The organism is Sinorhizobium sp. NG07B (genome assembly GCF_002532005.1).
In the GTDB taxonomy this organism is placed as follows: domain Bacteria; phylum Pseudomonadota; class Alphaproteobacteria; order Rhizobiales; family Rhizobiaceae; genus Sinorhizobium; species Sinorhizobium fredii_C.
Window position 1 is genome coordinate 532,124 of sequence record NZ_NWTD01000004.1, and the last position, 24,711, is coordinate 556,834.

General features: G+C 63.1%; 25 protein-coding genes. 11 read left to right on the forward strand and 14 right to left on the reverse strand.

Translation table 11 applies throughout. The features are described 5' to 3' along the window. Nucleotides 1–26: 26 nt before the first annotated feature. Complete coding sequence (locus CO664_RS17245) at nucleotides 27–1,199, reverse strand: glycosyltransferase family 4 protein (RefSeq protein WP_176536613.1); 1,173 nt, start codon at nucleotides 1,197–1,199, stop codon at nucleotides 27–29. Nucleotides 1,200–1,203: 4 nt separating this feature from the next. Continuing rightward, nucleotides 1,204–1,779 carry a polysaccharide biosynthesis/export family protein gene (locus CO664_RS17250; protein ID WP_037414040.1) on the reverse strand — a complete coding sequence of 192 codons (576 nt, stop codon included), beginning with the start codon at nucleotides 1,777–1,779 and terminating at the stop codon, nucleotides 1,204–1,206. A 213-nt stretch (nucleotides 1,780–1,992) separates the two neighbouring features. Here CO664_RS17250 and CO664_RS17255 point away from each other — a divergent pair, with 213 nt between their 5' ends. Continuing rightward, nucleotides 1,993–4,110 carry an exopolysaccharide transport family protein gene (locus CO664_RS17255; protein ID WP_097539433.1) on the forward strand — a complete coding sequence of 706 codons (2,118 nt, stop codon included), beginning with the start codon at nucleotides 1,993–1,995 and terminating at the stop codon, nucleotides 4,108–4,110. A 6-nt stretch (nucleotides 4,111–4,116) separates the two neighbouring features. On the opposite strand, the gene CO664_RS17260 is transcribed toward CO664_RS17255, so the two are convergent. Continuing rightward, entirely contained in the window at nucleotides 4,117–5,361 is a 1,245-nt protein-coding gene (locus CO664_RS17260; protein ID WP_097526447.1) for a GNAT family N-acetyltransferase, read from the reverse strand. A 212-nt stretch (nucleotides 5,362–5,573) separates the two neighbouring features. On the opposite strand from CO664_RS17260, the gene CO664_RS17265 reads away from it, so the two are divergent. Beyond that, nucleotides 5,574–6,221, forward strand: a complete 648-nt coding sequence (locus tag CO664_RS17265; protein WP_097539493.1) for a CatB-related O-acetyltransferase — start codon at nucleotides 5,574–5,576, stop codon at nucleotides 6,219–6,221. A 2-nt stretch (nucleotides 6,222–6,223) separates the two neighbouring features. Here the strand turns inward: CO664_RS17265 and CO664_RS17270 are convergent, their stop codons facing one another. Together CO664_RS17270 and CO664_RS17275 are read right to left on the reverse strand one after the other, a co-directional pair. After that, on the reverse strand, nucleotides 6,224–6,964 hold the full coding sequence (locus CO664_RS17270; protein WP_097539434.1) for a metallophosphoesterase family protein: 741 nt from the start codon (nucleotides 6,962–6,964) through the stop codon (nucleotides 6,224–6,226). Between the two features lie 17 nt (nucleotides 6,965–6,981). Continuing rightward, nucleotides 6,982–7,194 carry a DUF2842 domain-containing protein gene (locus CO664_RS17275; RefSeq protein WP_097539494.1) on the reverse strand — a complete coding sequence of 71 codons (213 nt, stop codon included), beginning with the start codon at nucleotides 7,192–7,194 and terminating at the stop codon, nucleotides 6,982–6,984. Nucleotides 7,195–7,405: 211 nt separating this feature from the next. Here CO664_RS17275 and CO664_RS17280 point away from each other — a divergent pair, with 211 nt between their 5' ends. Then, on the forward strand, nucleotides 7,406–8,509 hold the full coding sequence (locus tag CO664_RS17280) for a COX15/CtaA family protein (RefSeq protein ID WP_095677929.1): 1,104 nt from the start codon (nucleotides 7,406–7,408) through the stop codon (nucleotides 8,507–8,509). Nucleotides 8,510–8,581: 72 nt separating this feature from the next. Here CO664_RS17280 and argC read toward each other — a convergent pair whose 3' ends face one another. The 6 genes from argC to CO664_RS17310 form a co-directional block, all read right to left on the reverse strand. Beyond that, a complete protein-coding gene (gene argC / locus CO664_RS17285; protein ID WP_097539435.1) occupies nucleotides 8,582–9,514 on the reverse strand; it encodes an N-acetyl-gamma-glutamyl-phosphate reductase in 933 nt (310 codons plus the stop codon). A gap of 84 nt (nucleotides 9,515–9,598) precedes the next feature. Next, nucleotides 9,599–10,555: an agmatinase gene (gene speB / locus CO664_RS17290; RefSeq protein WP_037414062.1), complete on the reverse strand. Its 957-nt coding sequence runs from the start codon at nucleotides 10,553–10,555 to the stop codon at nucleotides 9,599–9,601. A 2-nt stretch (nucleotides 10,556–10,557) separates the two neighbouring features. Beyond that, nucleotides 10,558–10,893 carry an antibiotic biosynthesis monooxygenase gene (locus CO664_RS17295; protein WP_037414064.1) on the reverse strand — a complete coding sequence of 112 codons (336 nt, stop codon included), beginning with the start codon at nucleotides 10,891–10,893 and terminating at the stop codon, nucleotides 10,558–10,560. A gap of 81 nt (nucleotides 10,894–10,974) precedes the next feature. After that, nucleotides 10,975–11,442 carry a 30S ribosomal protein S9 gene (gene rpsI / locus CO664_RS17300; RefSeq protein WP_018239369.1) on the reverse strand — a complete coding sequence of 156 codons (468 nt, stop codon included), beginning with the start codon at nucleotides 11,440–11,442 and terminating at the stop codon, nucleotides 10,975–10,977. Between the two features lie 2 nt (nucleotides 11,443–11,444). Then, the gene (gene rplM, locus CO664_RS17305) at nucleotides 11,445–11,909 is read right to left on the reverse strand and encodes a 50S ribosomal protein L13 (protein ID WP_014327963.1); all 465 of its coding nucleotides are present in this window, start codon (nucleotides 11,907–11,909) and stop codon (nucleotides 11,445–11,447) included. A gap of 220 nt (nucleotides 11,910–12,129) precedes the next feature. Next, nucleotides 12,130–12,561: a PaaI family thioesterase gene (locus tag CO664_RS17310; RefSeq protein WP_037414071.1), complete on the reverse strand. Its 432-nt coding sequence runs from the start codon at nucleotides 12,559–12,561 to the stop codon at nucleotides 12,130–12,132. A gap of 151 nt (nucleotides 12,562–12,712) precedes the next feature. Between CO664_RS17310 and CO664_RS17315 the strand changes: the two genes are divergently transcribed. Next, a complete protein-coding gene (locus tag CO664_RS17315; protein WP_037414072.1) occupies nucleotides 12,713–13,534 on the forward strand; it encodes an enoyl-CoA hydratase in 822 nt (273 codons plus the stop codon). Here CO664_RS17315 and CO664_RS17320 read toward each other — a convergent pair. Then, nucleotides 13,531–14,367, reverse strand: a complete 837-nt coding sequence (locus CO664_RS17320; RefSeq protein WP_097526442.1) for a DMT family transporter — start codon at nucleotides 14,365–14,367, stop codon at nucleotides 13,531–13,533. The genes CO664_RS17315 and CO664_RS17320 overlap by 4 nt on opposite strands. 211 nt (nucleotides 14,368–14,578) lie before the next feature. Between CO664_RS17320 and CO664_RS17325 the strand changes: the two genes are divergently transcribed. The 3 genes from CO664_RS17325 to CO664_RS17340 all read left to right on the forward strand — a co-directional run bounded on the left by CO664_RS17325 (nucleotide 14,579) and on the right by CO664_RS17340 (nucleotide 16,960). Beyond that, nucleotides 14,579–15,007: a CoA-binding protein gene (locus CO664_RS17325; protein ID WP_037414077.1), complete on the forward strand. Its 429-nt coding sequence runs from the start codon at nucleotides 14,579–14,581 to the stop codon at nucleotides 15,005–15,007. 25 nt (nucleotides 15,008–15,032) lie between these two features. After that, nucleotides 15,033–16,313 (forward strand): O-acetylhomoserine aminocarboxypropyltransferase, encoded by a 1,281-nt coding sequence (locus tag CO664_RS17330; RefSeq protein ID WP_097539495.1) that lies wholly within the window; start codon nucleotides 15,033–15,035, stop codon nucleotides 16,311–16,313. A gap of 302 nt (nucleotides 16,314–16,615) precedes the next feature. Next, complete coding sequence (locus tag CO664_RS17340; RefSeq protein WP_097539437.1) at nucleotides 16,616–16,960, forward strand: cupin domain-containing protein; 345 nt, start codon at nucleotides 16,616–16,618, stop codon at nucleotides 16,958–16,960. Between the two features lie 21 nt (nucleotides 16,961–16,981). Here the strand turns inward: CO664_RS17340 and CO664_RS17345 are convergent, their stop codons facing one another. Together CO664_RS17345 and CO664_RS17350 are read right to left on the reverse strand one after the other, a co-directional pair. Next, entirely contained in the window at nucleotides 16,982–18,172 is a 1,191-nt protein-coding gene (locus CO664_RS17345; protein WP_097539438.1) for a NosD domain-containing protein, read from the reverse strand. An 83-nt stretch (nucleotides 18,173–18,255) separates the two neighbouring features. Continuing rightward, nucleotides 18,256–19,503: a cytochrome P450 gene (locus tag CO664_RS17350; protein WP_097539439.1), complete on the reverse strand. Its 1,248-nt coding sequence runs from the start codon at nucleotides 19,501–19,503 to the stop codon at nucleotides 18,256–18,258. Nucleotides 19,504–19,686: 183 nt separating this feature from the next. Between CO664_RS17350 and CO664_RS17355 the strand changes: the two genes are divergently transcribed. The 4 genes from CO664_RS17355 to clpX all read left to right on the forward strand — a co-directional run bounded on the left by CO664_RS17355 (nucleotide 19,687) and on the right by clpX (nucleotide 24,699). Further along, nucleotides 19,687–20,544, forward strand: a complete 858-nt coding sequence (locus tag CO664_RS17355) for an endonuclease/exonuclease/phosphatase family protein (RefSeq protein WP_097526557.1) — start codon at nucleotides 19,687–19,689, stop codon at nucleotides 20,542–20,544. Between the two features lie 118 nt (nucleotides 20,545–20,662). Next, on the forward strand, nucleotides 20,663–22,222 hold the full coding sequence (locus CO664_RS17360; protein WP_097539496.1) for a phospholipase D family protein: 1,560 nt from the start codon (nucleotides 20,663–20,665) through the stop codon (nucleotides 22,220–22,222). Nucleotides 22,223–22,503: 281 nt separating this feature from the next. Then, the gene (gene clpP / locus CO664_RS17365; RefSeq protein WP_037389081.1) at nucleotides 22,504–23,136 is read left to right on the forward strand and encodes an ATP-dependent Clp endopeptidase proteolytic subunit ClpP; all 633 of its coding nucleotides are present in this window, start codon (nucleotides 22,504–22,506) and stop codon (nucleotides 23,134–23,136) included. A gap of 285 nt (nucleotides 23,137–23,421) precedes the next feature. Beyond that, entirely contained in the window at nucleotides 23,422–24,699 is a 1,278-nt protein-coding gene (gene clpX, locus CO664_RS17370) for an ATP-dependent Clp protease ATP-binding subunit ClpX (protein WP_018239383.1), read from the forward strand. The last annotated feature ends 12 nt before the right edge of the window (nucleotides 24,700–24,711 follow it).

Below are 24,711 nucleotides of genomic sequence, written 5' to 3' on the forward strand. Positions count from 1 at the left end.
GATAGCAGAAAGCCACTAAGAAACGCTTACGTTGTGCGAAGTCGCGCCTCGGCGAAGATCGATTCCTCGGTAAGTTCACCGTAGAGTTGCATCACGCGCCTGGTCATCACCGCAGCCGAGAAGCGCGACTTGAAGCCCTCCGCATCGGGCATCGTGCGGACTGCCCAGTCCTGGTCGACGGCGGCCGCCGCCATGACTTCGGCGAACGCCCTTGCATCTGCCGGCTGGACGAGCGCTCCGCTGTCGGCGCCCAGCACTTCCGGCATGCCGCCCACCCGGGACGCGATGACCGGTTTTCGGGCGGCGAGCGCTTCGAGAAGGATATAGGGCATCGACTCCGCGCGAGAGGGGATGACGACTGTCCGGGCAAGCGCGAAGGCCGCGCGCGCCTTCATTGCCGGGCGCATCCTGACGCGATCGCCAAGCGCCATGCGCGCTATCATTTCTTCATACCGGGATTGCTGCGGACCATCGCCGATCATCAGGCCCGAAAGCGGCCGCCCGGCAAGTTCTTCGGCCTTGGCGAAGCTCTCGATAAAGAGATCCGGCCCCTTCAGATCCCGCATCATGCCGATATAAAGAAAATCGACCGCCCCGGGACTTTCGGCGACCGGCGCGAACTCCGTGTCTCCGATGCCGTTATAGATCAGTTCGTTGCGCCCCGCGGGCCGGCCAACCTTGGCGAAATAGGTCTGCCGCTCGAAATCGCAGACGAAGACGAGCGCGTCGGTGAGACGCTCCTGGAGGCGCTCCATCCGGAAGATGGCGCCGCCGGCGAGCGACTTCCGTTCATAATGGAGGCTGCCCCCGTGGGGCGAATAGAGGCGGGCTACGCGATACTTGTTGACCCGCAGCGCTGAACCGATGATGCGTGCGAGCACGCCGCCCTTGGCGCCATGCCCGTGCAACACATCCGGTTGCAAGCTTCTGATCTGCTTGTAGCTGCGCCAGAGCGCGGCAAAATCCGAAGGCCCGATCGTCCGATGGATCGGCGTGCGGACGACACCGAGCGCCAGGAAGGGGCGGATCTCGTCGAAGAGGGCATCCTCGTAGGCGCCGCCCGTGGCGCTATCGCAGAGAATTCCCACCTGATGGCCCGCTGCCGCATGCGCCTCGGCAAGATCGCGAACGTGGCGGAAGATGCCGCCGATCGGCGATCTGAAGCAATGGAGAATGCGCAGGGGCCGCTCGTTCGACATGGCGTCAGAACAGCCGTTCGCGAACATAGATCGTGTCGCCCGCAAGCACCGGATCGGTGATCGGCACGCGACCCGTTATGATACGGCCGTTGACCTTGCGGGTGATGTCGGCATTCGCCTGGTTTGCGCGGGGGGTGAAGCCGCCGGCAACCGCGATCGCGTTCTGCACGGTCATTCCGGGAACGTAGCTGTACTGGCCGGATTGGCCCACTTCGCCCATGATGAAGACGGAACGGTAGCGATCGACCTCGATGGTCACGTCCGGGTCGCGCAGAAAGCCCTCGCGGAGCTTCGCCGCGATCATCCCTTCGAGTTCCGGAAGCGTATGGCCGCGCGACGGCACTGCGCCGATCAACGGGAAGGCGACGTAGCCCGCCTGGTCGACAGTGTAGGTCCCGCTGAGGCCCGGCTGTTCGAATACGGTGACGCGAAGGCGATCGCCGCTGTCCAGCCGGTAGGGTTGGATAGTCGCCTCGCTGAAGGCCTTGGGAGCCGGCTGATAGCTCGTGCAACCGCTGGCCAGCGCCGACAATATTGCCACGGCGAAAGCGCGTGCTGCCTTTGTGCCTGCGATCGACATGCGGGTTCTCGTTGGCTCCGGAAATGAATACCTTTCGGTGATGTTATCGATCCGTTAGGGTTAATAGCCGGTAAACTCCGGTAGAATTCCGATCCGGCGGCGATCCGCACCCTTCCGCGGCACCGGCATCCGACGGTTGTGCCTGCAATTAACACTTGCGTTACCATGTTCCTTTACCTTCCGGCTGAATGCGGAAGCTATTGGGGTTGCGGCATGTCGGACGTCGGCGGTCAGCAGGATGTGGATATCGATCTGGGCAGGCTCGTTCGCGCCATCTGGCAGCGTCGCACCCGTGTCTTGCTTGCGACGGTCGGGGCCACGGTGCTTGCCTTCGGCGCGGCGAAGATGATCGCGCCCGGCTATGAAAGCGAAACGCGTGTCCTGATCGAATCGCGCGAGCCGGAGTTCAGCGGTCCCAATCAGGCGTCTCAGACGAGTTCGGACCGAATTTTCGACGAGTCCGGCATCGCCAGCCAGGTGCAGGTGCTGCGCTCCGCCGACCTCATCAAGCAGGTCGCCCGCAACATGAAGCTGCACGAGCTGGAGGAATTCGATCCGTCGGCGCATCCCTCGGCCGTTTCCGATCTCCTGGTCATGCTGGGGCTCAAGAAGAACCCGCTCGAACTGCCGCCGGAAGAGCGGATCCTCAAAGAGTTCAATACTAAGTTGCAAGTCTACCAGGTCGAGAAGTCACGCGTGATCGCCATTGCCTTCACGTCGAAGGATCCGAAACTCGCCGCTGCCATTCCGAACGAGATGGCCAAGGTCTATCTCTCGCTGCAGAGCGGTGCGAAGCTCGACTCCAACTCGGAAGCCAGCCGCTGGCTGGAGCCGGAGATCGCCAATCTAAGGGAAAAGGTTCGCGAGGCGGAGGCCAAGGTCGCCGCCTATCGCGCCGAATCCGGTTTGCTCCCGACCGGCGAAACGGAGAACTTCGCGACTAGGCAGCTCACCGATATTTCGACCGAGCTGGCGCGGATCCGGGGCGAAAGGGCGAATGCGGCGGCACGCGCCGAAGGCGTGCGCGCAGCGCTTGCCGATGGCCGCCCGGTCGAAACGCTGACCGATATCGTCGGCTCACCGATGATCCAGCGGCTGAAGGAGAGCCAGGCCACTCTGCAGGCGCAGATCGCCGATCTATCGACCTCGCTGCTCGACGGGCATCCTCGGCTGAAGGGGCTGAAGTCACAGCTCGAAGGTATTCGGGAGCAGATACGTTCGGAAACGCGAAAGATTCTCTCCAGTCTCGAGAACGAGGCGAAGGTCGGGCAGCTTCGCGAACAGCAATTGCTGCAGCAGTTGAACGCGCTGAAGGCGCAATCGGCGCAGGCGGGCGAGGAAGAGGTGGGGCTTCGTGCGCTGGAGCGCGAGGCGGCGGCCCAACGCCAGCTCCTGGAGACCTATCTGGCCCGCTACCGCGAAGCGACATCGCGAACCGTCGCGAATGCGACGCCGGCGGACGCGCGGGTGATTTCCAATGCCGTGGTGCCGACGTTGGCGAGCTTTCCCAAGGTGGTGCCGATCACGATCGTCGCCGCGCTTGCGAGTTTCCTGATCAGCTGCGTCGTCATCATGCTCGGCGAACTCTTCAGCGGCAGGGCGCTGAGGCCGGTCTCCGGTTCCGGAAGGATGCCCGAAACTGCTGGTACGACTGTCCCGGACGAGGTGCCGGCAACCGTTGCCGTGCCGGAAGACGAGCGGGCACGAGAGGAGCAGGAGCCGAGCATCGCAGCAGAGCACGACTTCTCGATCGAGTCCGTGGCCGGACATCTGCTCGACAACGCCGTCCGGGTCGCCGTTTCGGTCTCGCCCGGAGGGGATGAAGGATCGACGGCAACGGTGATGCTGGCGCGTCTGCTTGCCGAAGAGGAACACAAGGTCGTGCTCATCGACCTTTCCGGATCGGCCTGCCCGACGCGGCTGATGGCCCAGGCGCTGCATCTGCCCGGCATTACGAACCTCCTATCCGGCGAGGTTGCCTTCACCGAGACGATCCATGCGGACAGGTTTTCCGAGGCGCACATCATCCCGCAGGGCGACGCAGATCCCCACACGGCGATGCGCGGCATCGAGCGTCTGCAGATGATCATCGACGCGCTGACAAGCGCCTATGATCTTGTGCTGGTCGAATGCGGTGCCGCGGACGCGGCTTCCGTCGCCAAGGTGGCGCGGCGCGAGGAGGTCGAGATTATCGTTTCGGCGCCGTCGGTCAGCGAGGACGGGATCATCGAAGCACTGACAAGCTTCGGGGAGGCCGGCTACCGCGACATCCTGCTGATGACCGGTGGCGGCGAAAGCGGTCCCGAGCTTCGCGACCGCCGCGCGGCGTGAGGTGCTTCAATCGGCTGCGATTTCCGTGGTGGTCCGCAGCCGGCGCCGCTGTCGCTGGACGAGGGCATAAAGGGCTTTGTTTGCCTTGATGGCGCGTTTGGCGCGGACCGCGGCTCGGTGCAGGCCGGCTGCCGCATGTCCACGCAGCGTCAGCGGCAGGGTGATGTCCCGCAAGACGGTCTCAATCGTACACCACGATCGCTTATAGGGCTGGTCGCCGATGCCGAAGTCGAAGAGTACGACGCCTTCGCCGCAAAGACGCTCGATCACCCGGTAAAAGAGCAACTCGCCCGGGCTGCTGTCGGCGGCAATCGTGTCATCGATCGAGCCGAACTGGCAGATGACATGGTCGCCCTTGCGCGACAGGCCGGTCACGGCGATGATCCGCCCCTCGTGCTCGCCCTTGAGACGGATCGCGTTGAGTTCGAGCAGCCTGTCGCCGGCGCGATGGCGATCGATCAGCAGGCGAAAGAAGGCGCGCGTCTCCGGCTCGTCGAAGACGTCGGGTAAGCCTTGGGCCTCCAGCCGCGCGGCCTTCTGCCGGAAGAACGTCTCCAGCAGCGCCTGCGCCTCCGCCGCCTCACGGGCAACCACATAGTCATAGCCACCGATTTCGGCGAGACGCCTTTCGGAGAGACGCATCTTCTTGCGCCGGCGTTTTGCATTGAGCTGGGCGAGCGTCCGCTCCATGTCGCCGGCAAGCCCGAGCTGGAAAGAGGCGTTCGGATTGGCGATTCCGGGCAGGGCGGCGAGGGGATGGGGCAGGCCGCGCCAAACTGCCGGCGTCCTTTCGAAGGCAACGACATCCGCATGCGCGCGCAGCGCCTGGCGGACTCCTTCGCTCAGCGAGCGGACGAGGTCGTCCCGCGGCACGCGCTCGATCTCGGCAGCAAACAAGCCGGTGTTGAGATTGCTGTGCCCGGTCGCGATCAGTCGCGCGGTCCGGAAGAATTGGCCCCGTTCGACCTCGAACGGCAGGAGGAAAAGCAGTTGCTCGGCAATGGCGCCGCGCACGACCAGCAATTGGCTGTCATGCGCTCTCTTCCAGGCGGCACACCAGTCGAAGCTTTGATGCAGGGAGTTGAGATTGTTGGCGTCGAGCGCACGCCAGTCCGCCTCCAGTTCCGCCATATCGCGATGCACGGAAAGCGTGACCCGGTCGGCGTAAGGATTATGGGCAGCCGGGCGCATCGAAAGGTCGCGCCAGGATTGCCCCTCTGGCGCGGCAAGGGTGAAATTGAAATTGGCCATCTCTCGGATCATCCGGCATACGTCGCGTATCGATAAGACGGCAAAAATTGCTACATCCTCTTTAAATCCGCCGCTGCCTACCCTGCGATCGGCAAATGCGGTTAGCAAAGCGTGAAGCGACTGGTTTGTCTGCGGCTTGGAAATCGCCGCCGCGGCGTTACATCTCGCGGCCGATACGACGTCATGAAGAAACAACTGCGGAACTGCTGATGATGCCGAGCCATGCCCTGCCGGACCCCGGCGCCAAGTTTCCGGTCGCGGAATTTCCGCGGATAGGATTTCTTAGGAACCTGGTGCGGTCGCCGTTGATCGAAGCCGGCGAGTACAGCTACTACGACGATCCCGAGGGCCCCGAATGTTTCGAGGAGAAGTGCGTCCTCTACCACTATGACTTCGTCGGGGATCGGCTGGTTATCGGGCGGTTTTGCGCGTTGGCGACCGCTGTCCAGTTCATCATGAACGGCGCCAACCACGCGCTGTCCGGCTTTTCGACCTTCCCTTTCGGCATTTTCCCCGGTGCCTGGCGCGAGGGCTTCGATCCGTCCGCCTATGGCACGGGCCATCGCGGCGACACGATCGTCGGCAACGATGTCTGGCTCGGCAGGGAGGCGACGGTTCTGCCGGGCGTTACCATCGGCGACGGCGCGATCGTGGCGGCGAAATCCGTTGTGAGCAAGGACGTTCCTCCCTACGCGATCGTCGCGGGCAACCCGGCAAGGGTCGTCAGGATGCGGTTCCCGGCTGAGATCCTCGAGCGCTTGCAGGCGGTGGCCTGGTGGAACTGGCCGGCCGACAAGGTGACGCGCAACATCGCGGCGATCACCGGCGCGGACATTGGGGCGCTTGAAATCGCAGAGTAGCCTCAGTCCAGAAATCCGGTCGCCAGCGCGGCTGCCCAGTCGGCTCGGCCGCGTTCGGCGGCGAGGCGCGACATTGCCCTGTGGTCGTAGGGCAGGCAGCGGAAGCTGACAGTCCAACCGTCAGAAGTGCATTCGACGATAGCGTAGCGCGCGTCCGGCGCGCCGGTTTCCACGTTGTGCGCCACGGGTTGATCGTCATCGTAACCCGGGCAGCCGACGCTGCCGGGATTGACGAGGAGGCGCCCGTCCGCCAGCCGCACGGCGCGCGGAATATGCGTGTGTCCGCAGAGGATCACCGGGTAGTCGACACCATCGGCCAAACGCTCGATCGCCTTTCGCGCAGCCATGTGGACGACGCCATCGGCTGTCAGCGCCTCCATCCAGTAGGTCTCGTCACTCGTGGGCGTGCCGTGGCAGAGGAAGAGCGTATCGCGATGGACGAGCGTTTCCGGGAGCGCAGCCAGCCATTCCTTGTGGCGCGGTTCGAGTTCGTCACAGGCCGCGCGATCGGAAGGCCCCATTTTGGCCGGCTCCAGCGTCAGCAGGTAACGATCGTGATTGCCGCGGATCGCCGGCATTCCGCGGTCGATCAGGAGGTCCGCCGTGCGGGCGGCATTGAGCGGTCCGCTCAGGTGGTCACCCAAATTGACGATGTCGTCGATCCCCTGGGCGTCGATGTCCGCCAGCACCGCCTCGAGTGCCAGGTCGTTGCCGTGAATGTCGGAGATGACGGCGATCTTCATGGGTGCACCTCAGCCGGTCAGCGGTTGTTTGCCGGTTTTTCCATCCACTTGATGATCACCATCGCCGGAAGGATCCACAGGAGCCCGGTGAAGAAGAAATAGAGAAGATGCACCCACCAGGGCGACGCGCCGAGTAGCAGGGAGGCAAAGGTGACTGCCGCCAGCGCATAGACGATGACAAGAATGATGATGAGGACGGTGCCGATGAGTTTTCTGAGGCGTAGGGGCATTGGATGTCTTTCGGATGGCGGCAGCCGCGCCGGATCGGGAGAATTGCTTGCGGCTCCCTGCATCCCGCTTCAACCTGGAACTGGCCGCGACGGCATGCCGCAAAGGCTTCGGCCTTGTTTTGCACGCCGCTCTGGTGCAAATCAACGGCTTTCGAACGCTTGGCGGCAACCCGTCCCTACAAGGTTGTCGCCGACAAACGAGGAAGACGTCATGGCGCATGCCGAACTGGCAACGGAACAGACGCTGCGGCGCGAGATCGACAGAGCCGAGCGCAATCGCCGGCAGATCCGCGGTTGGCTCGCGGTCGTCCTGTTCGCCCTGTTCGCCCTGGTGATTGTCGGCGGTGCGACGCGCCTGACGGAGTCCGGCCTGTCGATCACTGAGTGGAAGCCGATCCATGGCGTCGTTCCGCCTCTGTCCGCGGAGGAATGGGAGGAGGAGTTCCGCCTTTACCAGCGCATTCCCCAATATGAGCAGATGAACAAGGGAATGACCGTCGAGGAGTTCAAGACGATCTTCTGGTGGGAATGGGCGCACCGGCTGCTCGCGCGCGGGATCGGCGTGGTCTTCGCCCTGCCACTTCTGTTCTTCTGGCTGACCCGGCGGATCGAGCCGCGATTGCGGCTGCCGCTCCTCGGCATTCTGGCGCTCGGGGGCTTTCAGGGCTTCATCGGCTGGTGGATGGTCTCCTCCGGTCTCGTCGAGCGCACGGAGGTCAGCCAGTACCGCCTTGCCACGCATCTGGTGATCGCCTGTCTGATCTTTGCTGCCTGCATGTGGATCTATCGCGGGCTTTCGCCGCATTCCGGCGATGCGGCGCCGACGCAAAGGTCGCGAATGATGGCCGCCATCATCGCAGTGATCAGCCTCTTCCAGATCTATCTGGGCGCGCTCGTCGCCGGTCTCGACGCCGGCCTGAGCTACAATACCTGGCCGCTGATGGATGGCGCCCTCGTACCGGGGGATCTCTTCGTGCAGCAGCCCGCCTGGATCAACCTTTTCGAGAATCCGAAGACCGTGCAGTTCCTGCACCGCGCCGGCGCCTACCTGCTGTTTGCGCTGGTGCTCGTGCACATGGTCGCCTCCCTTCGAGCCGCGCCGGGCACGACGCATGCACGCCGTTCCGTGCTTCTCCTTGCATTGATAGCCATCCAGGCCGCGATCGGTATCACGACGCTCGTTCTGCAGGTGCCGATCGGCTGGGGCGTGCTTCACCAGGCAGGCGCGCTTGTCGTGCTCGGCTTCGCGATCGCCCATTGGCGCGGCTTCGTCGGCGAATATCCGAGACCGACGGCGATCGAAATCCGCAACTGATCCGCGGCTCGAAAGGCGCAAAGAAAAACCCCGGCAGCGATGACTGCCGGGGTTTTGTTTCCTGAGCCTTTGTCAGGCAGACAGCATCAGGTCCATGTTCTGGACGGCCGCGCCCGAGGCGCCCTTGCCGAGATTGTCGAGCAGGGCGACGAGGTTCACATGGGCACCGCCGCTGGTTCCGAATACGAAGAGCTTCATCGTGTCCTTGCCGGCGAGCTCGGTGGCGTCGATCCTGGCAAGCTTTGCGCTGTCGGCAAGCGGAACCACTTCGACGATCGACTGGCCGGCATAGTGCGCGGCGAGCGCGGCATGGATGCTTTCGAGCGTCGTTCCGGCGGCGAGGTCGTCGAGATAAAGCGGCACCTGGACGATCATGCCCTGCGGGAACTTGCCGACCGAGGGTGAGAAGACCGGCGCGCGCTCGAGCAGACCGTGCATCTTCATTTCCGGCACATGCTTGTGCTTGAGCGTGAGGCCGTAGAGGAAGTGCGGGGCGCTGATGCGGTCGGCGTGGTTCTCGTCCTCGATCTGCGCGATCATCTGTTTGCCGCCGCCGGTATAGCCGGAGACGGCGTTGACGGTGACCGGGTAGCCGTCCGGCAGGACGCCCGCCTGGCGCAGCGGCCGGATCAGGCCGATCGCGCCGGTCGGGTAGCAGCCGGGATTGGAGACATGCCGCGCGTCGCGGATTTTGGCGGGCTGTGCCTTGTCCATCTCGGCAAAGCCATAGGCCCAGTCGGGCGCGACGCGGTGCGCTGTCGATGTGTCGATGATCCGCACCCGATTGTTGCCGGCGACCATGGCGACCGCTTCGCGCGAAGCGTCGTCCGGCAGGCAGAGGATGGCAATGTCGGCGCTGTTCAGAAGGTCTTCACGCATCGCCGCGTTACGGCGTTCCGCTTCCGGGATCGACAGGAGCTCGAGATCGGAACGACCGGCCATGCGGGTCCGGATCTGCAGGCCCGTCGTGCCGTGTTCGCCATCGATGAAGATCTTCGGTTTCATGATTTTCCTGCTCCTGCAGATGGTTACCGGGGTTTCCGGATTCAATCTGGCATAGAATTGAATCAGTTTCTTGAGCGGCGGCGATCAGCCGCGCCGTTCCGCCAGCCATTCGGCTCGAAGGCCCAGCATATACATGGCGATGGTCGAGCCAGCAATGGCGGTCAGGTCGGCATGGTCATAGGCGGGCGCCACCTCGACGACGTCGCTGCCGGCGATATGCAATGCTCCCAGCTTGCGCAGCACCGAGAGGATCTTGGCGCTGGACGGACCGCCCGCAACCGGCGTGCCGGTGCCCGGAGCATAAGCCGGGTCGAGGCAATCGATATCGAAGGTCAGGTAGGCCGAATGGCTGCCGACATGCCGGACGATGGTGTCGGCGACCTCTTCGGCGCGCATCTCCTCGACCTCGTAGCCGTGGACGATGCGGATGCCGCAGTCGTCCGGCGCATGCGTGCGGATGCCGATCTGGATCGACCGCTCGACGTCGATCAGCCCCTCGCGCGCGGCCCGACCGACAAAGGAGCCGTGGTCGATACGGCCCTTTTCATCCGGCCAGGTATCCTGATGCGCGTCGAATTGCACGAGCGCGAGGGGGCCGTGGAGCGCTGCGTGCGCCTTGAGGATCGGATAGGTGACGAAATGGTCGCCGCCAAGCGTCAGCAGATAGGCGCCCGACCTCAGGATCTTCGCCGCCTCGCGCTCGATCGTGGCTGGGGTCTTCGCATGGTTGCCATAGTCGAGCAGGCAGTCGCCATAGTCGATCGTCGCCATGTCGGCGAAGAGATCGCGCTGGAACGGGTATTGGGGATCGTTGTCGAAGATCGCCGACGCCCGGCGGATCGCCTGCGGACCGAAACGCGCGCCGGGGCGATTCGAGGTGGCGGCGTCGAAAGGAATGCCCCAGACGACGGCATCCACGTCTTGCAGCCGCTTCGAATATTTGCGCCGCATGAAGGAAAGCACGCCGGCATGGGTCGGGTCCGTGGCGGCACCGTGCAGCGAACCGGCGGTAATCGCGTGATCGATGGATTTCGGAGCCATCTTCAACCCTCTGTCTTGCTGAAGCCATAGGCGCGCTCGACCCGCGCCACGCGCACCTCATAGTGGCTGTACCATTCGGCACGGCCGCGCTTTTGCGCGGCGAGATGATCGACGTTTCTTTTCCAGGCTCGGATGGAATCTTCATCGCGCCAGAAGGCATTGGTGATCCCGAAGCCGTCATTGCCGCGGGCGCTCTCTAGGCCGAGAAAGCCGGGCTGCTCCCGCGCCAGTTTCTCCATCGCGTCGGCCATGTCTCCATAGCCGTTGTCGCCGTCGGTTCGGGCGGAAGAGAAGCAGACGACGTAGTAGGGCGGGGCAGGCAATTTGGCGAAGGGCATCCGACGCTCCCGTGACCGATCCGCAAAAGAAAAGGCGGAGCTGAAAGCCCCGCCTTTCGATCTCGTAATCCGTGAGCGCGATTAGCGCTTGGAGAACTGGAACGAACGGCGTGCCTTCGCACGGCCGTACTTCTTGCGCTCGACGACGCGGCTGTCGCGGGTGAGGAAACCGCCGCGCTTCAGAACGGAGCGCAGGCCCGGTTCGAAGTAGGTCAGCGCCTTGGCGATGCCGTGACGAACGGCACCGGCCTGGCCGGAGAGGCCGCCGCCGGCAACGGTCGCGTCGACGTCGAACTGGCCGTCACGGGCAGCGGCGACGATCGGCTGCTGCAGGATCATCTGCAGGACCGGGCGGGCGAAGTAGGCCGAGAACGGCTTGCCGTTGACGGTGATCTTGCCGGAGCCGGCCTTAACCCAAACGCGGGCGACGGCGTCCTTGCGCTTGCCGGTCGCGTAGGAGCGGCCCTGCGCGTCGACCTTCTTGACGTGAACCGGAGCGGCCGGTTCCGCGGTCGTGGCAATATCCTTGAGAGCGGAAAGGTCAGCCATTATCAGGCGCTCCTTGTGTTCTTGCTGTTCAGCTTGGCGACGTCGAGGACGGTCGGCTGCTGTGCTTCATGCGGGTGGTTCGTACCGGCGTAGACACGCAGGTTCTTCATCTGGCGACGGCCGAGCGGACCACGCGGAACCATGCGCTCGACGGCCTTCTCGATGACGCGCTCCGGGAAGCGGCCCTCGATGATCTGGCGAGCGGTGCGCTCCTTGATGCCGCCGGGATAGCCGGTGTGCCAGTAGTACTTCTTGTCGGTGTACTTCTTGCCGGTGAGAACGGCCTTCTCGGCGTTGATGACGATGACGTTGTCGCCGTCGTCGACGTGCGGCGTGAAGGTGGCCTTATGCTTGCCGCGCAGGCGGTTTGCGATGATGGAAGCGAGGCGACCGACAACGAGGCCTTCGGCGTCGATGAGGATCCACTTCTTCTCCACCTCTGCAGGCTTCTGAACGAAGGTTGCCATATCTAAACTCTTTCGTTGGACCCGGAAGCGAGCCGGGCGTTTCTTGTTGCTTGCTTTGGCTCTGAGGAGGCCAAAAAAGAAGGCGGCCCAAAATGGACCGCGATCTGGGGGCAGCTTATACGCAAGCGCAAAAGTTAGGTCAAGTGCCATGTTCCTGAGATTATAAAAGATTTCTATGTAAAATCAAATCCTTAGAACTATGGTTTTATAATACCACATCTCAGCGAGGCGGAATCGAATACGTCGCGGTGGCATGCGCCACCAGATCGTCGCCGCCAACGGGCGCAATTGAGGCATCGAGGACCGCAAGCCGCTTGCCTAGCTTCAGGATCCGGCAGGTGCATTCGAGCGGCTCGGGCTCAGGCTTGCGCAGGAAGTTGATGTTGAGGTTCGTGGTGACCGCGAGCGCGACCGGACCGATATGCGCGATCAGTGCTATATAGGCCGAGACGTCGGCAAGCGCGAACAGCGTCGGCCCGGAAACGGTGCCGCCCGGGCGGATGTGGCGCTCGTTCGGGTCAAGCCGCATCGTCGCAAAACCGGGGCCGGTCGCCGTCACGGCGAAGACCTTGCCGTCCGTATGGACCTGCGGAAAATCCGTGTCGAGGAAGCGATTGAGCTCCTCGACGGTCATGATCGGCTGCAAGCTCATGCGCATCCCTCCATTGCTTACACCCGTTACAGGACGTCCGAGCCCGCCGCGCAAGCCGGAAAATGGTCTGAGCCGGAGATGCTGCCCCGGGGTTGAAAGAGCGGTAGCGGCGGCGTACCACGGGCCGACCTACGGCGAACGGGAGAAGACCATGGCGGATGTCGTTGCATTCAAGAAGGAAGAGCCGAACGGGCCTTTGCTGCGAGAGACGAACGGTCCGGTCTTGCGCTTGACGCTCAACAACCCTCCGGCCAACGCACTGTCGATTGCGCTGATGCAGGCGCTTGCGGCCGAACTCGACGCCGCTGCCGGCGCCAAGGAGATCAAGGTCGTCGTCATCGCGGCCACGGGTAAGGTCTTTTCCGCCGGCCACGACCTGAAGGAAATGACGCTGCATCGCGCCGATGAGGATGGCGGCAGGGCCTTCTTCGAGAGTGCCGTTCGGTTGGCGGCCGACATCATGCTGAAGATCACGAAGCTGCCGCAGGCGGTCATCGCCGAGATTGACGGTCTCGCCACCGCGGCCGGCTGCCAGTTGGTCGCGAGTTGCGATCTCGCCATCTGCACCGACAGCTCGACCTTCTGCACGCCGGGCGTGAATATCGGTCTCTTCTGTTCGACTCCTATGGTCGCCCTGTCGCGCGCGGCCCATCGCAAGCAGGCGATGGAAATGCTGCTGACGGGCGAAACGATCGATGCCTCGACCGCGAAGGACTTCGGCCTCGTCAACCGGATCGTGCCGCAGCAATATCTGCGTCAGGTGGTCGACAAATATGCCTCCGTCATCGCCTCGAAGTCGCCGCAGGCACTGAGGATCGGCAAGGAGGCCTTCTACCGCCAGGCAGAGATGCCGCTCGCCGACGCCTATGACTATGCGGTCGGCGTGATGGTCGAGAACATGCTGGCACGCGATGCGCAGGAAGGGATCGGCGCGTTTATCGGCAAACGCATGCCGGAGTGGAAGGAAGACTAGGCAAGTCTTAGGAGCAAGGCACCAAGGGCAATGACGCCGGCGGCGGCTATGCGCCAGACGCTGACGCGCTCCTTGAGGAAGACGACGGAAATCACCACCGCAAAAAGGATCGCCGTTTCGCGAAGCGCCGCGACGGTCGCGACGGGCGCCCTGGTCATGGCCCAGAGCGCCAGTCCGTAGGCGCCGATCGAGCCCGCTCCGCCGATGAGGCCGCGCCACCAGTGGTGCCGGACGTGGCGGAGCACGGGCTTGACGCCGCGGCTGGCGAAGGCCCAAGCAAAGAGCAGGACGGGCGGCAGCAGCGCCATCCACAGCGTGTAGGAAATGGCATTGCCGGAGACCCGCGCGCCGATACCGTCGACGAAAGTGTAGCTGGCGATCACGCAGGCATTTGAGAGCGCCAGCCCGATCGCCTGTTTGCCGCCCTTGCGCGATTCGAAGGCGAGCGTCAGCACGCCGGCCGAGATCGTCAGGATGCCGGCGAGCGCGCCGCCGGTCAGATGCTCGCCGACGACGATGCTGCTGGTGGCGGCGACGATGAGCGGCGCCACGCCGCGCATCAGCGGGTAGACGAGGCCGATGTCCCCGGCGCGGTAGGCGGCCGCCACGAGCTGGAAATAGGCGAACTGCAGCACTGCCGAAGCAAGGATATAGGGCCACGCTTCGGCGTCGGGCAGCGGCAGCAACGGCAGGAAAGGCAGCGCCACGACAGCGGCGCCAAGCGCGATCATGGCGGCATCCAGCGATTTTTCCGCGCCCGCCTTGACCAGCGCGTTCCAGATCGCGTGCAGCAGCGCCCCGAAGAGCACGAGCGCGATGACATCAAGCGGCAAGGTGAACCTCTACGGGCGACTTGGAGGGAATTCTCCGCGTTTGTCGCCTTGCTTCCCCCGAAATGCAATCGGATTTGGAGAACTGGCGTTGAGAGAGCGCTCACGGCTACGAAACGGTGCATAGGGCCGGATGCGAACGCAGCCTTGGTTGACTCGTTGCCGCGCCGCCCCAACTATCGCGCGGCAACGACAACAATACTTGGACGCAAGCATGAACCACGATGTCTACCCGGATCACTACCTCGCCGACATCCTGCGCGAGACCAGGACCATTGCTCTCGTTGGCGCGTCGCCGAAGCCGGAGCGACCGAGCCACCGCGTCATGGCCTTCCTCTTGCGCAAGGGATACCGCGTCATCCCGGTCAATCCGGGCCATGCGGGCCGGACGATCCTCGACCAGACCGTGGTGGCACGGCTCGCGGATATCGACGAGCCTGTAGACATGGTCGACGTCTTCCGCGCCGCCCACGCCTTGCCTGCACTGGTAGACGAAATTCTTTCGCTGCCGAATCTGCCCAAGGTCATTTGGGGCCAGTTGTCGGTCCGCGACGACAAGGCGGCCGCCAAGGCAGAGGCGGCGGGCATCAACGTGGTCATGGACCGGTGTCCGGCGATCGAATATCCGCGCCTGATCGGCTGACCCGCCCACCATGGAGTTAGGAATGATGAAGACCGGCCCTGGCTTCAGCACGCTCGCCGTCCATGCGGGAGCGCAGCCCGACCCCACGACCGGCGCGCGGGCGACGCCGATCTATCAGACGACGAGCTTCGTCTTCAATGACGCGGATCACGCGGCGGCGCTCTTCGGCCTGCAGCAATTCGGCAACATCTACACCCGCATCATGAACCCGACGCAGGCGGTGCTGGAGGAGCGCATCGCAGCGCTCGAGGGCGGCACGGCGGCGCTGGCCACCGCCTCCGGGCACGCGGCCCAGCTTCTCGTCTTCCATGCGATCATGAGGCCGGGCGACAATTTCGTCGCCGCAAGGCAGCTTTACGGCGGCTCCGTCAACCAGTTCGGCCAGGCCTTCAAGTCCTTCGACTGGCAGGTGCGCTGGGCCGATGGCGACGACCCCGAAAGCTTCGAGGCGCAGATCGACGAGAAAACCAAGGCGATTTTCATCGAAAGCCTTGCCAACCCCGGCGGCATCTTCGTCGATATTGCCGCGATTGCCGAAGTCGCGCGCCGGCACGGGTTGCCGCTCATCGTCGACAACACGATGGCGACGCCCTATCTGGTGCGGCCGCTAGAGCATGGGGCCGATATCGTCGTCCACTCGCTGACCAAGTTCATCGGCGGCCACGGCAACTCGATGGGCGGGATCATCGTCGATGGCGGCACGTTCGATTGGTCGAAATCCGGGAAATATCCGCTTCTCTCCGAGGCGCGTCCCGAATATGGCGGGATCGTGCTGCACCAGGCCTTCGGTAATATTGCCCTTGCGATCGCCGCGCGCGTTCTGGGACTTCGGGATTTCGGTCCGGCGATCTCGCCTTTCAACGCCTTCCTGATCCAGACCGGCGTCGAGACATTGCCGCTGAGGATGCAGCGCCATTGCGACAATGCGCTCGCCGTCGCGGCGTGGCTGCAGCGGCAGGAAAAAGTCTCGTGGGTGCGCTATGCCGGGCTCGAGGACGACCCGAACCATCCGCTTCAGAAGCGCTATTCGCCGAAAGGGGCGGGCGCGGTCTTCACCTTCGGTCTCGGGGGCGGGTACGAGGCGGGAAAGCGCTTCGTCGAGAGCCTCGAGATGTTTTCGCATCTTGCCAATATCGGCGACACCCGTTCGCTGGTCATTCACCCCGCCTCGACGACCCATCGGCAGCTTACGCCCGAACAGCAGGTCGCGGCCGGGGCGGGTCCCGACGTCGTGCGGCTGTCGATCGGCATCGAGGATGTCGACGACATCATCGCCGACCTGGAGCAGGCGCTTGCAGGAATTTGACGAGATTCACCGCCGACTGAGGGTATGACATGAGCGACGACAATATCGTTAAGTTCGAACGACGGAAACCTAAGCAGGAGCAGAGGACTGCCAGCCCACTGCAGCGGAAAGCGCTTATCTGGATCGCGGTTATAGCCGCGTTGGTCCTGGTGTGGGCCTATTATCAGTTCATCTCGCCGCCGAGCCTGCCATGAGCGCAGGTGAACGAAGCATATTCCTGCATTCGAATTCAGAGTCGCGCCGTATGCGAGGAACTGCAATTTGAACCGGCGACGGACGCGCCGCTGCGACGGAGGGGGCTCATGAGTTACGTGCTGAAATTCGACCTTGCTTCGGTTGAGCCGGAAATCGGTGCCCCGGCGCCCGACCGTCTGATTTCGGGAAACCCGGAGTTCCGCACCTGGAATTTCGAGGAAGCGCCGGACGGGCTCTATGCCGGCATCTGGGAGGCGACACCCGGAAAGTGGCGTATCGTCTATGACGAATGGGAGTATTTCCACATCCTCTCCGGCCATTCGATCGTGACGGAGGACGGCGGCGAGCCGATGCACCTCAAGCCCGGCGACAGCCTAGTGCTGCGGCCGGGTTTTGCCGGAACCTGGGAGGTCGTCGAGACGACCCGCAAGGATTACGTGATCCGGCTTTGACGCGCGGCGGTTTTCGACCGCCTATCCGCCGGTCGCGGTGTTCCCGCCGATGTCGTTGGTGGGATCGTCATTGCGGATAAGATTGTCCGATCCGCCTTCGAGTTTGTTGTTGCGCACCACATTGTTCTGCGCGAAATCGCGATTGCTGGCGCTGCTGCCGAAGGGGTAAGCCGGATCCGTGAAGCAATAGCTGCTGCTGCCGTTGCGGGAATTCAGCCAGACCGCCGGCCGCGCAAGGAATGAGGACCGGTAGCGGAAGGTGTTGCCGACGATCTGATTGTGCTGCGGTTTCTGGTGACGGATGACGCCGCCTTCGCCGCAATTGCGGTAAACGAATATGCCGCCATTGTCGGAGCGTTCGAAGATGTTGTTGGTGATCCGGTTGTTCGCCGAGCCGTCGATGGCGATCAATTCGCGCTTCTCCGTGGAGATCCCGAAGACGTTGTTGCTGATCGTGTTGTTGGCGGACTCCGCATCGAGATAGACGGCGACGGCCGTCGACCGGCCGTCGATCTGCGAGTTGACGAGAGCCGCGTTGGTGACGCCGGGCCCCACATAGAAGGGTATTCCATCCGGAGCGTCGAAGGCGATGTTTTCGAGCCGCACGTTCCTCGGAGCCGATGCCTGGGCGAAAGCCGTGTGGTCGGGGTTGCGCGATGATGCCTTCATGGTCCCGCCGTTGGCGTTCTCGCCGAGGCCGTAGACGCGGACGAAGCCTTTGATCCTGCAATTGCGGATCGTCACGTTCGACGGCGCATCCCAGGGGCCGGAGCCCGCTTTCCTGGAGCGAACGGCGACAGCGGTCTTCTCCTTGCGCGATTGACCTGCACTGACATCGAGCGTTCCGCCGCCGCAGTCGAGCACCGATCCGGACGCGGCACTTCCCTCGAAGACCAGTGGATGGGTGATGACATCGGCAGAGGTCAGCCGAAGGCTGCAGGCAAGTGTCACCGGATTGGTTCCGGGCGCCTTCAGCTTGGATTGAACCTCCGCGTCGCAGCCCGGCTTGGCATCGACAGTCTCGACTGGCGGAGGGGAGGGAAGTGTCGGCGGGTCGGCTGGCGTTGTGGGCGTGGTTGGCCGGCCCGTGTCAGGTTGCGCGACCAGGGGCGGATTCCTGAAAGCTGCGTCGGCAACTGTTGCCAGCTCGCTCTGGCAGCCGCTCAAGGCAAGGCTGAGGAGAACCAGGCTTGTGAACTTGATCGGCGACATCGGCAGGCTCCTGTGACGGTTCCGTTCAGAGCCGAATAGGGCCTTATGCTTAATCGACTCTGAACGAAGGTGTGCCTTTCCGGCTACCAGACGAGATCCAGCCGCTCCAGCCCGTGAAAGTGGAAGCTGTCCTTGACCGGCGGCTCGCGCTTGAGCCGCAGCCCGGGCAGGCGGCGGAACAGGATCGGCAGGGAAAGATTGAGTTCAAGCCGTGCGAGCGGCGCGCCGATGCAGAAGTGCAGGCCGGCGCCGAAGGAGACATTGGCGCCCTCGTTGCGGTCCGGCCTGAACGTGTCCGGGGCAGTGAACTTGCGCGGATCGACATTGGCCGCCCCGAGCATCAGGCCGATTTTGTCGCCTTTCCTGAGAGAGATGCCGTCTTCCAGTTCGATATCCGAGAGGGCGTAGCGCTGGAAGATATGGAGCGGCGCGGCGAAGCGCAGGCATTCTTCCACCGTTCGAGCCGTCGCTTCCTCGCTCGCAAACAGCGTGTCGGGAGAAAGGCCGGATTTCAGGATGGCGCTGACCGCATTGCCGATCTGGTGCACGGTCGCCTCGTGACCGGCGTTCAGAAGCAGCACCGTCGTCGAGATCAATTCGGCCTCCGAGAGGCGCTCGCCGTCCTTCTCCGAGCTGATCATATGGGTCAGCAGGTCGTCTGCCGGACTGACGCGCTTCTCCGCGATGATATCCTTCAGATATGCGGCAAATTCGGTGGAAGCCCGGTTGGCGTCGAGTTCGGTCTCGAAGCTTGGATTGAAGACATACATCTTCACCATCCGGTGCGACCAGTCGAGGAGGCGAGGAGCGCTCTCGACCGGAATGCCGAGCATGCGGGCGATGATGGTGACCGGGATCGTCTCGGCGTAGGTCTTCAAGAGTTCGACCTCGCCGTCCTTTTCGAAGCCGTCGATGATCGCATGCGAGAGCGTTTCGATATCCGGCCGAAGCTGCTCGATCTGCCGCGAAACGAAGGCTCGGTTGACGAGCGTGCGCAACCGCGTATGGGCCGGCGGCTCGAGCTCCAGCAGCGAATGTTCTTCGAGCGCGTCGAAATCCTTGAGATGCGATTTCGGTGCGGGCTGGCCGAGTTCCTCCCGCGTCGCCACATGCAGGATCTGCCGGCCGAAGCGCCGGTCGCGCAGAAGGGCGTTCACCTGGTCGTAGCCTGCGAAATACCACTGTTGCGGTTCTTCCCAGAAGAAGGCCGGACATTGCGCATGGAGTGCGCTATAGGCCGGCAGCGGATTGCGGAAAAAGTCGGGGTTGCGAACGTCGAGAGAAACGCGCCGCGCGGGGCCGTCGATGGTAATGCCGGGGGCTGGAGACATGATATCGGGCTCTCGATAAATAGGCAGGCTGATGCTTCCACCCCCATCTCTATTGCGCCGGGCGGGACTGCGGCAAGAGCAATCGATCGGCATCGGCCTCAAGGAACAACATCCGCAATATCGACTTTTTCAGTGGCAATGATTGATCTCATTGAGCATGATGCGGCAGCAGCAGGGAGCGGCATGGCAAAAACGCAAGGCAGTTTTTCCGCGGGCATCATGGCCGCGATCCGGAAACGGCGGCCGACCGTGGTCAATCGCGACGCGGCCGTGAGCCGTGGCGATATCGTGATCGCCTCCTACAATATCCACAAATGCGTAGGCACGGACGGGCGCTTCGATCCGGGCCGCATCGCTCAGGTCATCACCGAGATCGGCGCGGATATCGTCGCGCTCCAGGAGGCCGACCAGCGGTTTGGCGAACGCGCCGGGCTCCTGGATCTCGAGCATCTGCGACGCGAGGCCCATCTTGTTTCGGTGCCGATCTCCCCTTTCTCGGAAAAGGGGCACGGCTGGCATGGCAATGTCCTCCTGCTCAGGGAAGGCGCCGTATCCGACGTTCGGCAGCTCAATCTTCCGGGCGTCGAGCCGCGTGGCGCGCTGGTCGTCGATCTTGATCTCAAGGCCGGACCGCTGCGGGTGATCGCCGCCCATCTCGGCCTGTTGCGCCACTCCCGGGCGCGGCAGGCGGAGAGTATCCTGCGGGTTGCGGCCGACGGCGTCGGCCGGCCGACGCTGCTCATCGGCGACCTCAACGAGTGGCGCATGGGTAGACGTTCTTCGCTGAGCTTCCTCAGTCCCATTTTCGACCCGACCCATGCGACAGTTGCGAGCTTTCCATCGCGTTTCCCGCTGTTGCCGCTCGATCGCGTGCTTGGTAATCCGCATCATCTCGTGACGTCGGTGTCGGTGCACGACACGCCGCTGGCGCGGGTGGCGTCCGATCACCTTCCGGTGAAGGCGTCGATCGATCTCAAGGCTGCTCTCAAGGACGGCGGCACCGACAACCGGGCAGGGTTGATCGACCTGGAGTCGGCGTGAAGCCGTCCGAACAGCCTCTTAAATCGGGTTCGATTTCAAGTAGAATTGGTCGAGAACCCAAGATGTTAAAGGAGCCGCGGCGAGTCTGAGGACGCAGCCGATGCTGTGGACGGCGTGGATGTTTTTCTGGATTGCGTTCTTTCTTGCCGTTCTCCTGGTTCTTGTCGCCGCCGCGACATTATATGTCTACGGCGTGTTCGGGCGCCGTCCGCAGGCCCCCAGGTCCTTCGCCCTGCCTCTCGGCGGCAAGCCGACCCGGATCGATGCAAGCGTTGCTTCGCTTCTTTCCGCCAGTCCCGGCGAGTGCGCCGTTGCGCTGATCTCGGACAACATCGAGGCCTTCGTCGCGCGTGCCCATTCCGCCCGCGCCGCTGGCCGCAGTCTCGACCTGCAATATTACTACTGGAAGGACGAGCTGACAGGTTTTCTCCTCACCCGCGAGATCATCAAGGCGGCCGACCGGGGCGTGAGGGTGCGGCTGCTGCTCGACGACATCAATGCCGGCATCCACGACCGGCTCTGCATAGCGCTCGACGCGCATCCGAATATCGACGTGCGCCTGTTCAATCCCAGCCGGGCGCGCACCGATCGGTTCCGCCGCGGCTTTGAAATGGCGGTGCGCGCCTTGAGCGCGACGCGGCGCATGCACAATAAATTGTGGATTGCCGATGGCCGGGTAGCGATCGCCGGGGGACGCAATATCGGCGACGCCTATTTTGATGCGGCCGAACTGTCGAACTTCCGCGACCTGGATGTCTGGCTCACGGGACCCGTCGCCGATCAGGCCACGGCGATGTTCGACCAATACTGGAACAGCGCATCCGTGTTGCCGATCGCAGCACTCCGGACGCCGCGCAAGCACTACCTGCCGGCGCTCTGCGAAACACTCGATACGCTGGCGCGCACCGCGGCGGCACGCTTCTATCTGGAAAGAGTGAGTGACGCCGACGCCGGAGCGGATCTCTACTGGGGCGGCCGCAGGCTTCACCGGAGCGACGGCGTCCGGCTCGCCTTCGACCCGCCCGAAAAGGCCCTGCTGCAGAAGCGGCAGAACTGGCTGCTGCGCGAGCTTTTTCCGCTGATCAACGACGCCGAGCGCGAGCTGCGCATCATGTCGCCATATTTCATTCCAGGGGCTGAGGGAACGCGCCAGCTGACGACGCTCGCGAAGAAAGGCGTGCGCGTGGCCGTGCTGACGAACTCGCTTGCCGCAACGGACGTCGCAGCCGTCCACGGCGGCTATATGAAGTATCGCAAGGGCCTGCTTGAGGGGGGCATCGAGCTCTATGAACTCAAGGAATACGGCGAGGTGATCGACCGCCATCGCATGTCGCTGTTCGGCGCCCGCAATGCTAGCCTGCACACGAAGGCCTTCGTCGTCGATGGCAGGTTCGGCTATGTGGGATCGATGAATTTCGATCCGCGTTCCGCTTCCCTCAACACCGAGATGGGAGTGATCTTCTCCGACGCGGCGCTCGCCGACGAGCTCCAGTCCATCTTCGACGAGGAGACGCTGCCGGAGAGGAGTTATCGGCTGGCACTCGAAGGCGGAAGGCTCGTCTGGCGCGACCGGGCGAACGGAGCGATCCGGCTGCTCGCGCGCGAGCCGGACGCCGGCGCCCACCGTCGCCTGATTGCCGGAGCGATCCGTTTCCTGCCGCTCGAATCCCAACTCTGACAGCCGGGGCATCAGCTTTACGGATCGTTTACCCCGACGCCGCGAATGCCTGTGAGCAAGGCTGAAATGGCGGTGCCATCGGGTGGCGGACCTGGAAAAGTGTTTTATCGGCAGGACAACGGGGTCAATGAAAAACGTTGGTTCCAAGCGCTGCGACCATTAAGCTTATCGAATGTTCGCGACTTGAAGTGAAGGGCATTGACACTCTATGTAAGGACTGAGGCTTATCCGATGATTCCCGGTCCGCGAAGGGATTGCGGGCCCGACTATGAAGGTTCGATATGAGAAATCCAGTTGATACGGCCATGGCTCTTGTGCCGATGGTTGTTGAGCAGACCAACCGCGGCGAACGGTCCTACGACATCTATTCGCGGCTGCTCAAGGAGCGCATTATCTTCCTTACGGGCCCGGTCGAAGACCACATGGCGACGCTCGTCTGCGCGCAATTGCTCTTCCTGGAAGCGGAAAATCCGAAGAAGGAAATCGCCCTCTACATCAACTCGCCGGGCGGCGTCGTCACGGCCGGCATGGCGATCTACGACACCATGCAGTTCATCAAGCCGGCGGTCTCGACGCTTTGCATAGGCCAGGCAGCGTCGATGGGCTCGCTGCTGCTGGCGGCCGGCCACAAGGACATGCGCTTTGCGACGCCCAATGCGCGCATCATGGTGCACCAGCCCTCCGGCGGGTTCCAGGGCCAAGCTTCCGACATCGAACGGCATGCCAGAGACATCCTCAAGATGAAGCGCCGCTTGAACGAGGTCTATGTCAAGCATTGCGGCCGCACCTATGAGGAAGTCGAGCAGACGCTCGATCGCGATCATTTCATGAGTGCCGACGAGGCGCTCGATTGGGGCCTGATCGATAAGGTGATCACCTCGCGCGAAGCCGCGGAGGGCGGCGAACAGGGTTGAAGCCAGGCGCGTCTGCCGCCGCAGACGCGAATGTGACACAATTGTAACGGCTGAGGGCTTTATCGGAAGGGCAAAGCCGTTAATATGAACCGTTAATGCTGTGCCGGTGTTTAGGGTATAGCATTCGGATTTCGACGGGAGAGTCGTTGCAACCGAATCAGGCATTGCCCTGAGGCGGTGAGTACTCCCAGGAACCCTGCGCGGCGCTGCTTGCTGTGCGCAAGGCGAATTGACTGGTCCGTGATATCTTTCCGAAGGTGTCCGGCGTGCTGGAAGGAAGTGAAAATGAGCAAGGTCAGCGGTAGCAACGGCGGTGACTCGAAGAATACCCTCTATTGTTCGTTTTGCGGCAAGAGCCAGCACGAAGTGCGCAAGCTGATTGCCGGGCCCACGGTATTCATCTGCGATGAGTGCGTGGAACTCTGCATGGACATCATCCGGGAAGAGAACAAGACCTCGATGGTCAAGTCCCGCGACGGCGTTCCCACGCCGCAGGAAATCATCAAGGTTCTCGACGAATATGTCATCGGGCAACAGCAGGCGAAGCGCATCCTGTCGGTCGCCGTGCACAACCACTACAAGCGCCTTGCCCATGCGGCAAAGAGCAGCGACGTGGAACTGGCCAAGTCGAATATCATGCTCGTCGGCCCGACCGGCTGCGGCAAGACCTATCTGGCGCAGACGCTCGCCCGTATCATCGACGTTCCCTTCACCATGGCCGACGCCACGACGTTGACGGAAGCGGGTTATGTCGGCGAAGACGTCGAAAACATCATCCTGAAGCTGCTCCAGGCCGCCGACTACAATGTCGAGCGCGCCCAGCGCGGCATCGTCTACATCGACGAGGTCGACAAGATTTCGCGCAAGTCAGACAACCCGTCGATCACCCGCGATGTTTCGGGCGAGGGCGTCCAGCAGGCGCTTCTGAAGATCATGGAAGGTACCGTCGCCTCCGTTCCGCCGCAGGGCGGCCGCAAGCATCCGCAGCAGGAATTCCTGCAGGTGGATACGACGAACATCCTGTTCATCTGCGGCGGCGCTTTCGCCGGCCTCGACAAGATCATCTCCGCCCGCGGCGAGAAGACCTCGATCGGCTTCGGCGCCACGGTTCGTGCACCGGAAGATCGCCGGGTCGGCGAAGTGCTGCGCGATCTCGAGCCGGAAGACCTAGTCAAGTTCGGCCTCATTCCGGAATTCATCGGCCGTCTTCCGGTTCTCGCCACGCTCGAGGATTTGGACGAGGATGCCCTGATACAGATCCTCTCGGAGCCGAAGAACGCGCTCGTCAAGCAGTACCAGCGGCTGTTCGAGATGGAAGACGTCGAATTGACCTTCCACGAGGACGCGCTGCGCGAAATCGCCCGAAGGGCCATCGTCCGCAAGACGGGCGCGCGCGGGCTGCGCTCGATCATGGAAAAGATCCTGCTCGACACCATGTTCGAACTGCCGACGCTTGAGGGCGTTCGCGAAGTGGTGATCTCGGACGAAGTGGTCAAGGGAACGGCACGACCGCTCTATATCTACTCGGATCGCTCCGAGGAGAAGACCAACGTCTCGGCTTGATTACCTACAGCG

What these genes read in the sequence shown, in the direction of transcription:
- CO664_RS17245 (WP_176536613.1), bottom strand. Translation starts at nt 1,199, where the DNA reads ATGTCGAACGAGCGGCCCCTGCGCATTCTCCATTGCTTCAGATCGCCG.
- CO664_RS17250 (WP_037414040.1), bottom strand. Translation starts at nt 1,779, where the DNA reads ATGTCGATCGCAGGCACAAAGGCAGCACGCGCTTTCGCCGTGGCAATA.
- CO664_RS17255 (WP_097539433.1), top strand. Translation starts at nt 1,993, where the DNA reads ATGTCGGACGTCGGCGGTCAGCAGGATGTGGATATCGATCTGGGCAGG.
- CO664_RS17260 (WP_097526447.1), bottom strand. Translation starts at nt 5,361, where the DNA reads ATGGCCAATTTCAATTTCACCCTTGCCGCGCCAGAGGGGCAATCCTGG.
- CO664_RS17265 (WP_097539493.1), top strand. Translation starts at nt 5,574, where the DNA reads ATGCCGAGCCATGCCCTGCCGGACCCCGGCGCCAAGTTTCCGGTCGCG.
- CO664_RS17270 (WP_097539434.1), bottom strand. Translation starts at nt 6,964, where the DNA reads ATGAAGATCGCCGTCATCTCCGACATTCACGGCAACGACCTGGCACTC.
- CO664_RS17275 (WP_097539494.1), bottom strand. Translation starts at nt 7,194, where the DNA reads ATGCCCCTACGCCTCAGAAAACTCATCGGCACCGTCCTCATCATCATT.
- CO664_RS17280 (WP_095677929.1), top strand. Translation starts at nt 7,406, where the DNA reads ATGGCGCATGCCGAACTGGCAACGGAACAGACGCTGCGGCGCGAGATC.
- argC (WP_097539435.1), bottom strand. Translation starts at nt 9,514, where the DNA reads ATGAAACCGAAGATCTTCATCGATGGCGAACACGGCACGACGGGCCTG.
- speB (WP_037414062.1), bottom strand. Translation starts at nt 10,555, where the DNA reads ATGGCTCCGAAATCCATCGATCACGCGATTACCGCCGGTTCGCTGCAC.
- CO664_RS17295 (WP_037414064.1), bottom strand. Translation starts at nt 10,893, where the DNA reads ATGCCCTTCGCCAAATTGCCTGCCCCGCCCTACTACGTCGTCTGCTTC.
- rpsI (WP_018239369.1), bottom strand. Translation starts at nt 11,442, where the DNA reads ATGGCTGACCTTTCCGCTCTCAAGGATATTGCCACGACCGCGGAACCG.
- rplM (WP_014327963.1), bottom strand. Translation starts at nt 11,909, where the DNA reads ATGGCAACCTTCGTTCAGAAGCCTGCAGAGGTGGAGAAGAAGTGGATC.
- CO664_RS17310 (WP_037414071.1), bottom strand. Translation starts at nt 12,561, where the DNA reads ATGAGCTTGCAGCCGATCATGACCGTCGAGGAGCTCAATCGCTTCCTC.
- CO664_RS17315 (WP_037414072.1), top strand. Translation starts at nt 12,713, where the DNA reads ATGGCGGATGTCGTTGCATTCAAGAAGGAAGAGCCGAACGGGCCTTTG.
- CO664_RS17325 (WP_037414077.1), top strand. Translation starts at nt 14,579, where the DNA reads ATGAACCACGATGTCTACCCGGATCACTACCTCGCCGACATCCTGCGC.
- CO664_RS17330 (WP_097539495.1), top strand. Translation starts at nt 15,033, where the DNA reads ATGAAGACCGGCCCTGGCTTCAGCACGCTCGCCGTCCATGCGGGAGCG.
- CO664_RS17340 (WP_097539437.1), top strand. Translation starts at nt 16,616, where the DNA reads ATGAGTTACGTGCTGAAATTCGACCTTGCTTCGGTTGAGCCGGAAATC.
- CO664_RS17345 (WP_097539438.1), bottom strand. Translation starts at nt 18,172, where the DNA reads ATGTCGCCGATCAAGTTCACAAGCCTGGTTCTCCTCAGCCTTGCCTTG.
- CO664_RS17350 (WP_097539439.1), bottom strand. Translation starts at nt 19,503, where the DNA reads ATGTCTCCAGCCCCCGGCATTACCATCGACGGCCCCGCGCGGCGCGTT.
- CO664_RS17355 (WP_097526557.1), top strand. Translation starts at nt 19,687, where the DNA reads ATGGCAAAAACGCAAGGCAGTTTTTCCGCGGGCATCATGGCCGCGATC.
- CO664_RS17360 (WP_097539496.1), top strand. Translation starts at nt 20,663, where the DNA reads ATGTTTTTCTGGATTGCGTTCTTTCTTGCCGTTCTCCTGGTTCTTGTC.
- clpP (WP_037389081.1), top strand. Translation starts at nt 22,504, where the DNA reads ATGAGAAATCCAGTTGATACGGCCATGGCTCTTGTGCCGATGGTTGTT.
- clpX (WP_018239383.1), top strand. Translation starts at nt 23,422, where the DNA reads ATGAGCAAGGTCAGCGGTAGCAACGGCGGTGACTCGAAGAATACCCTC.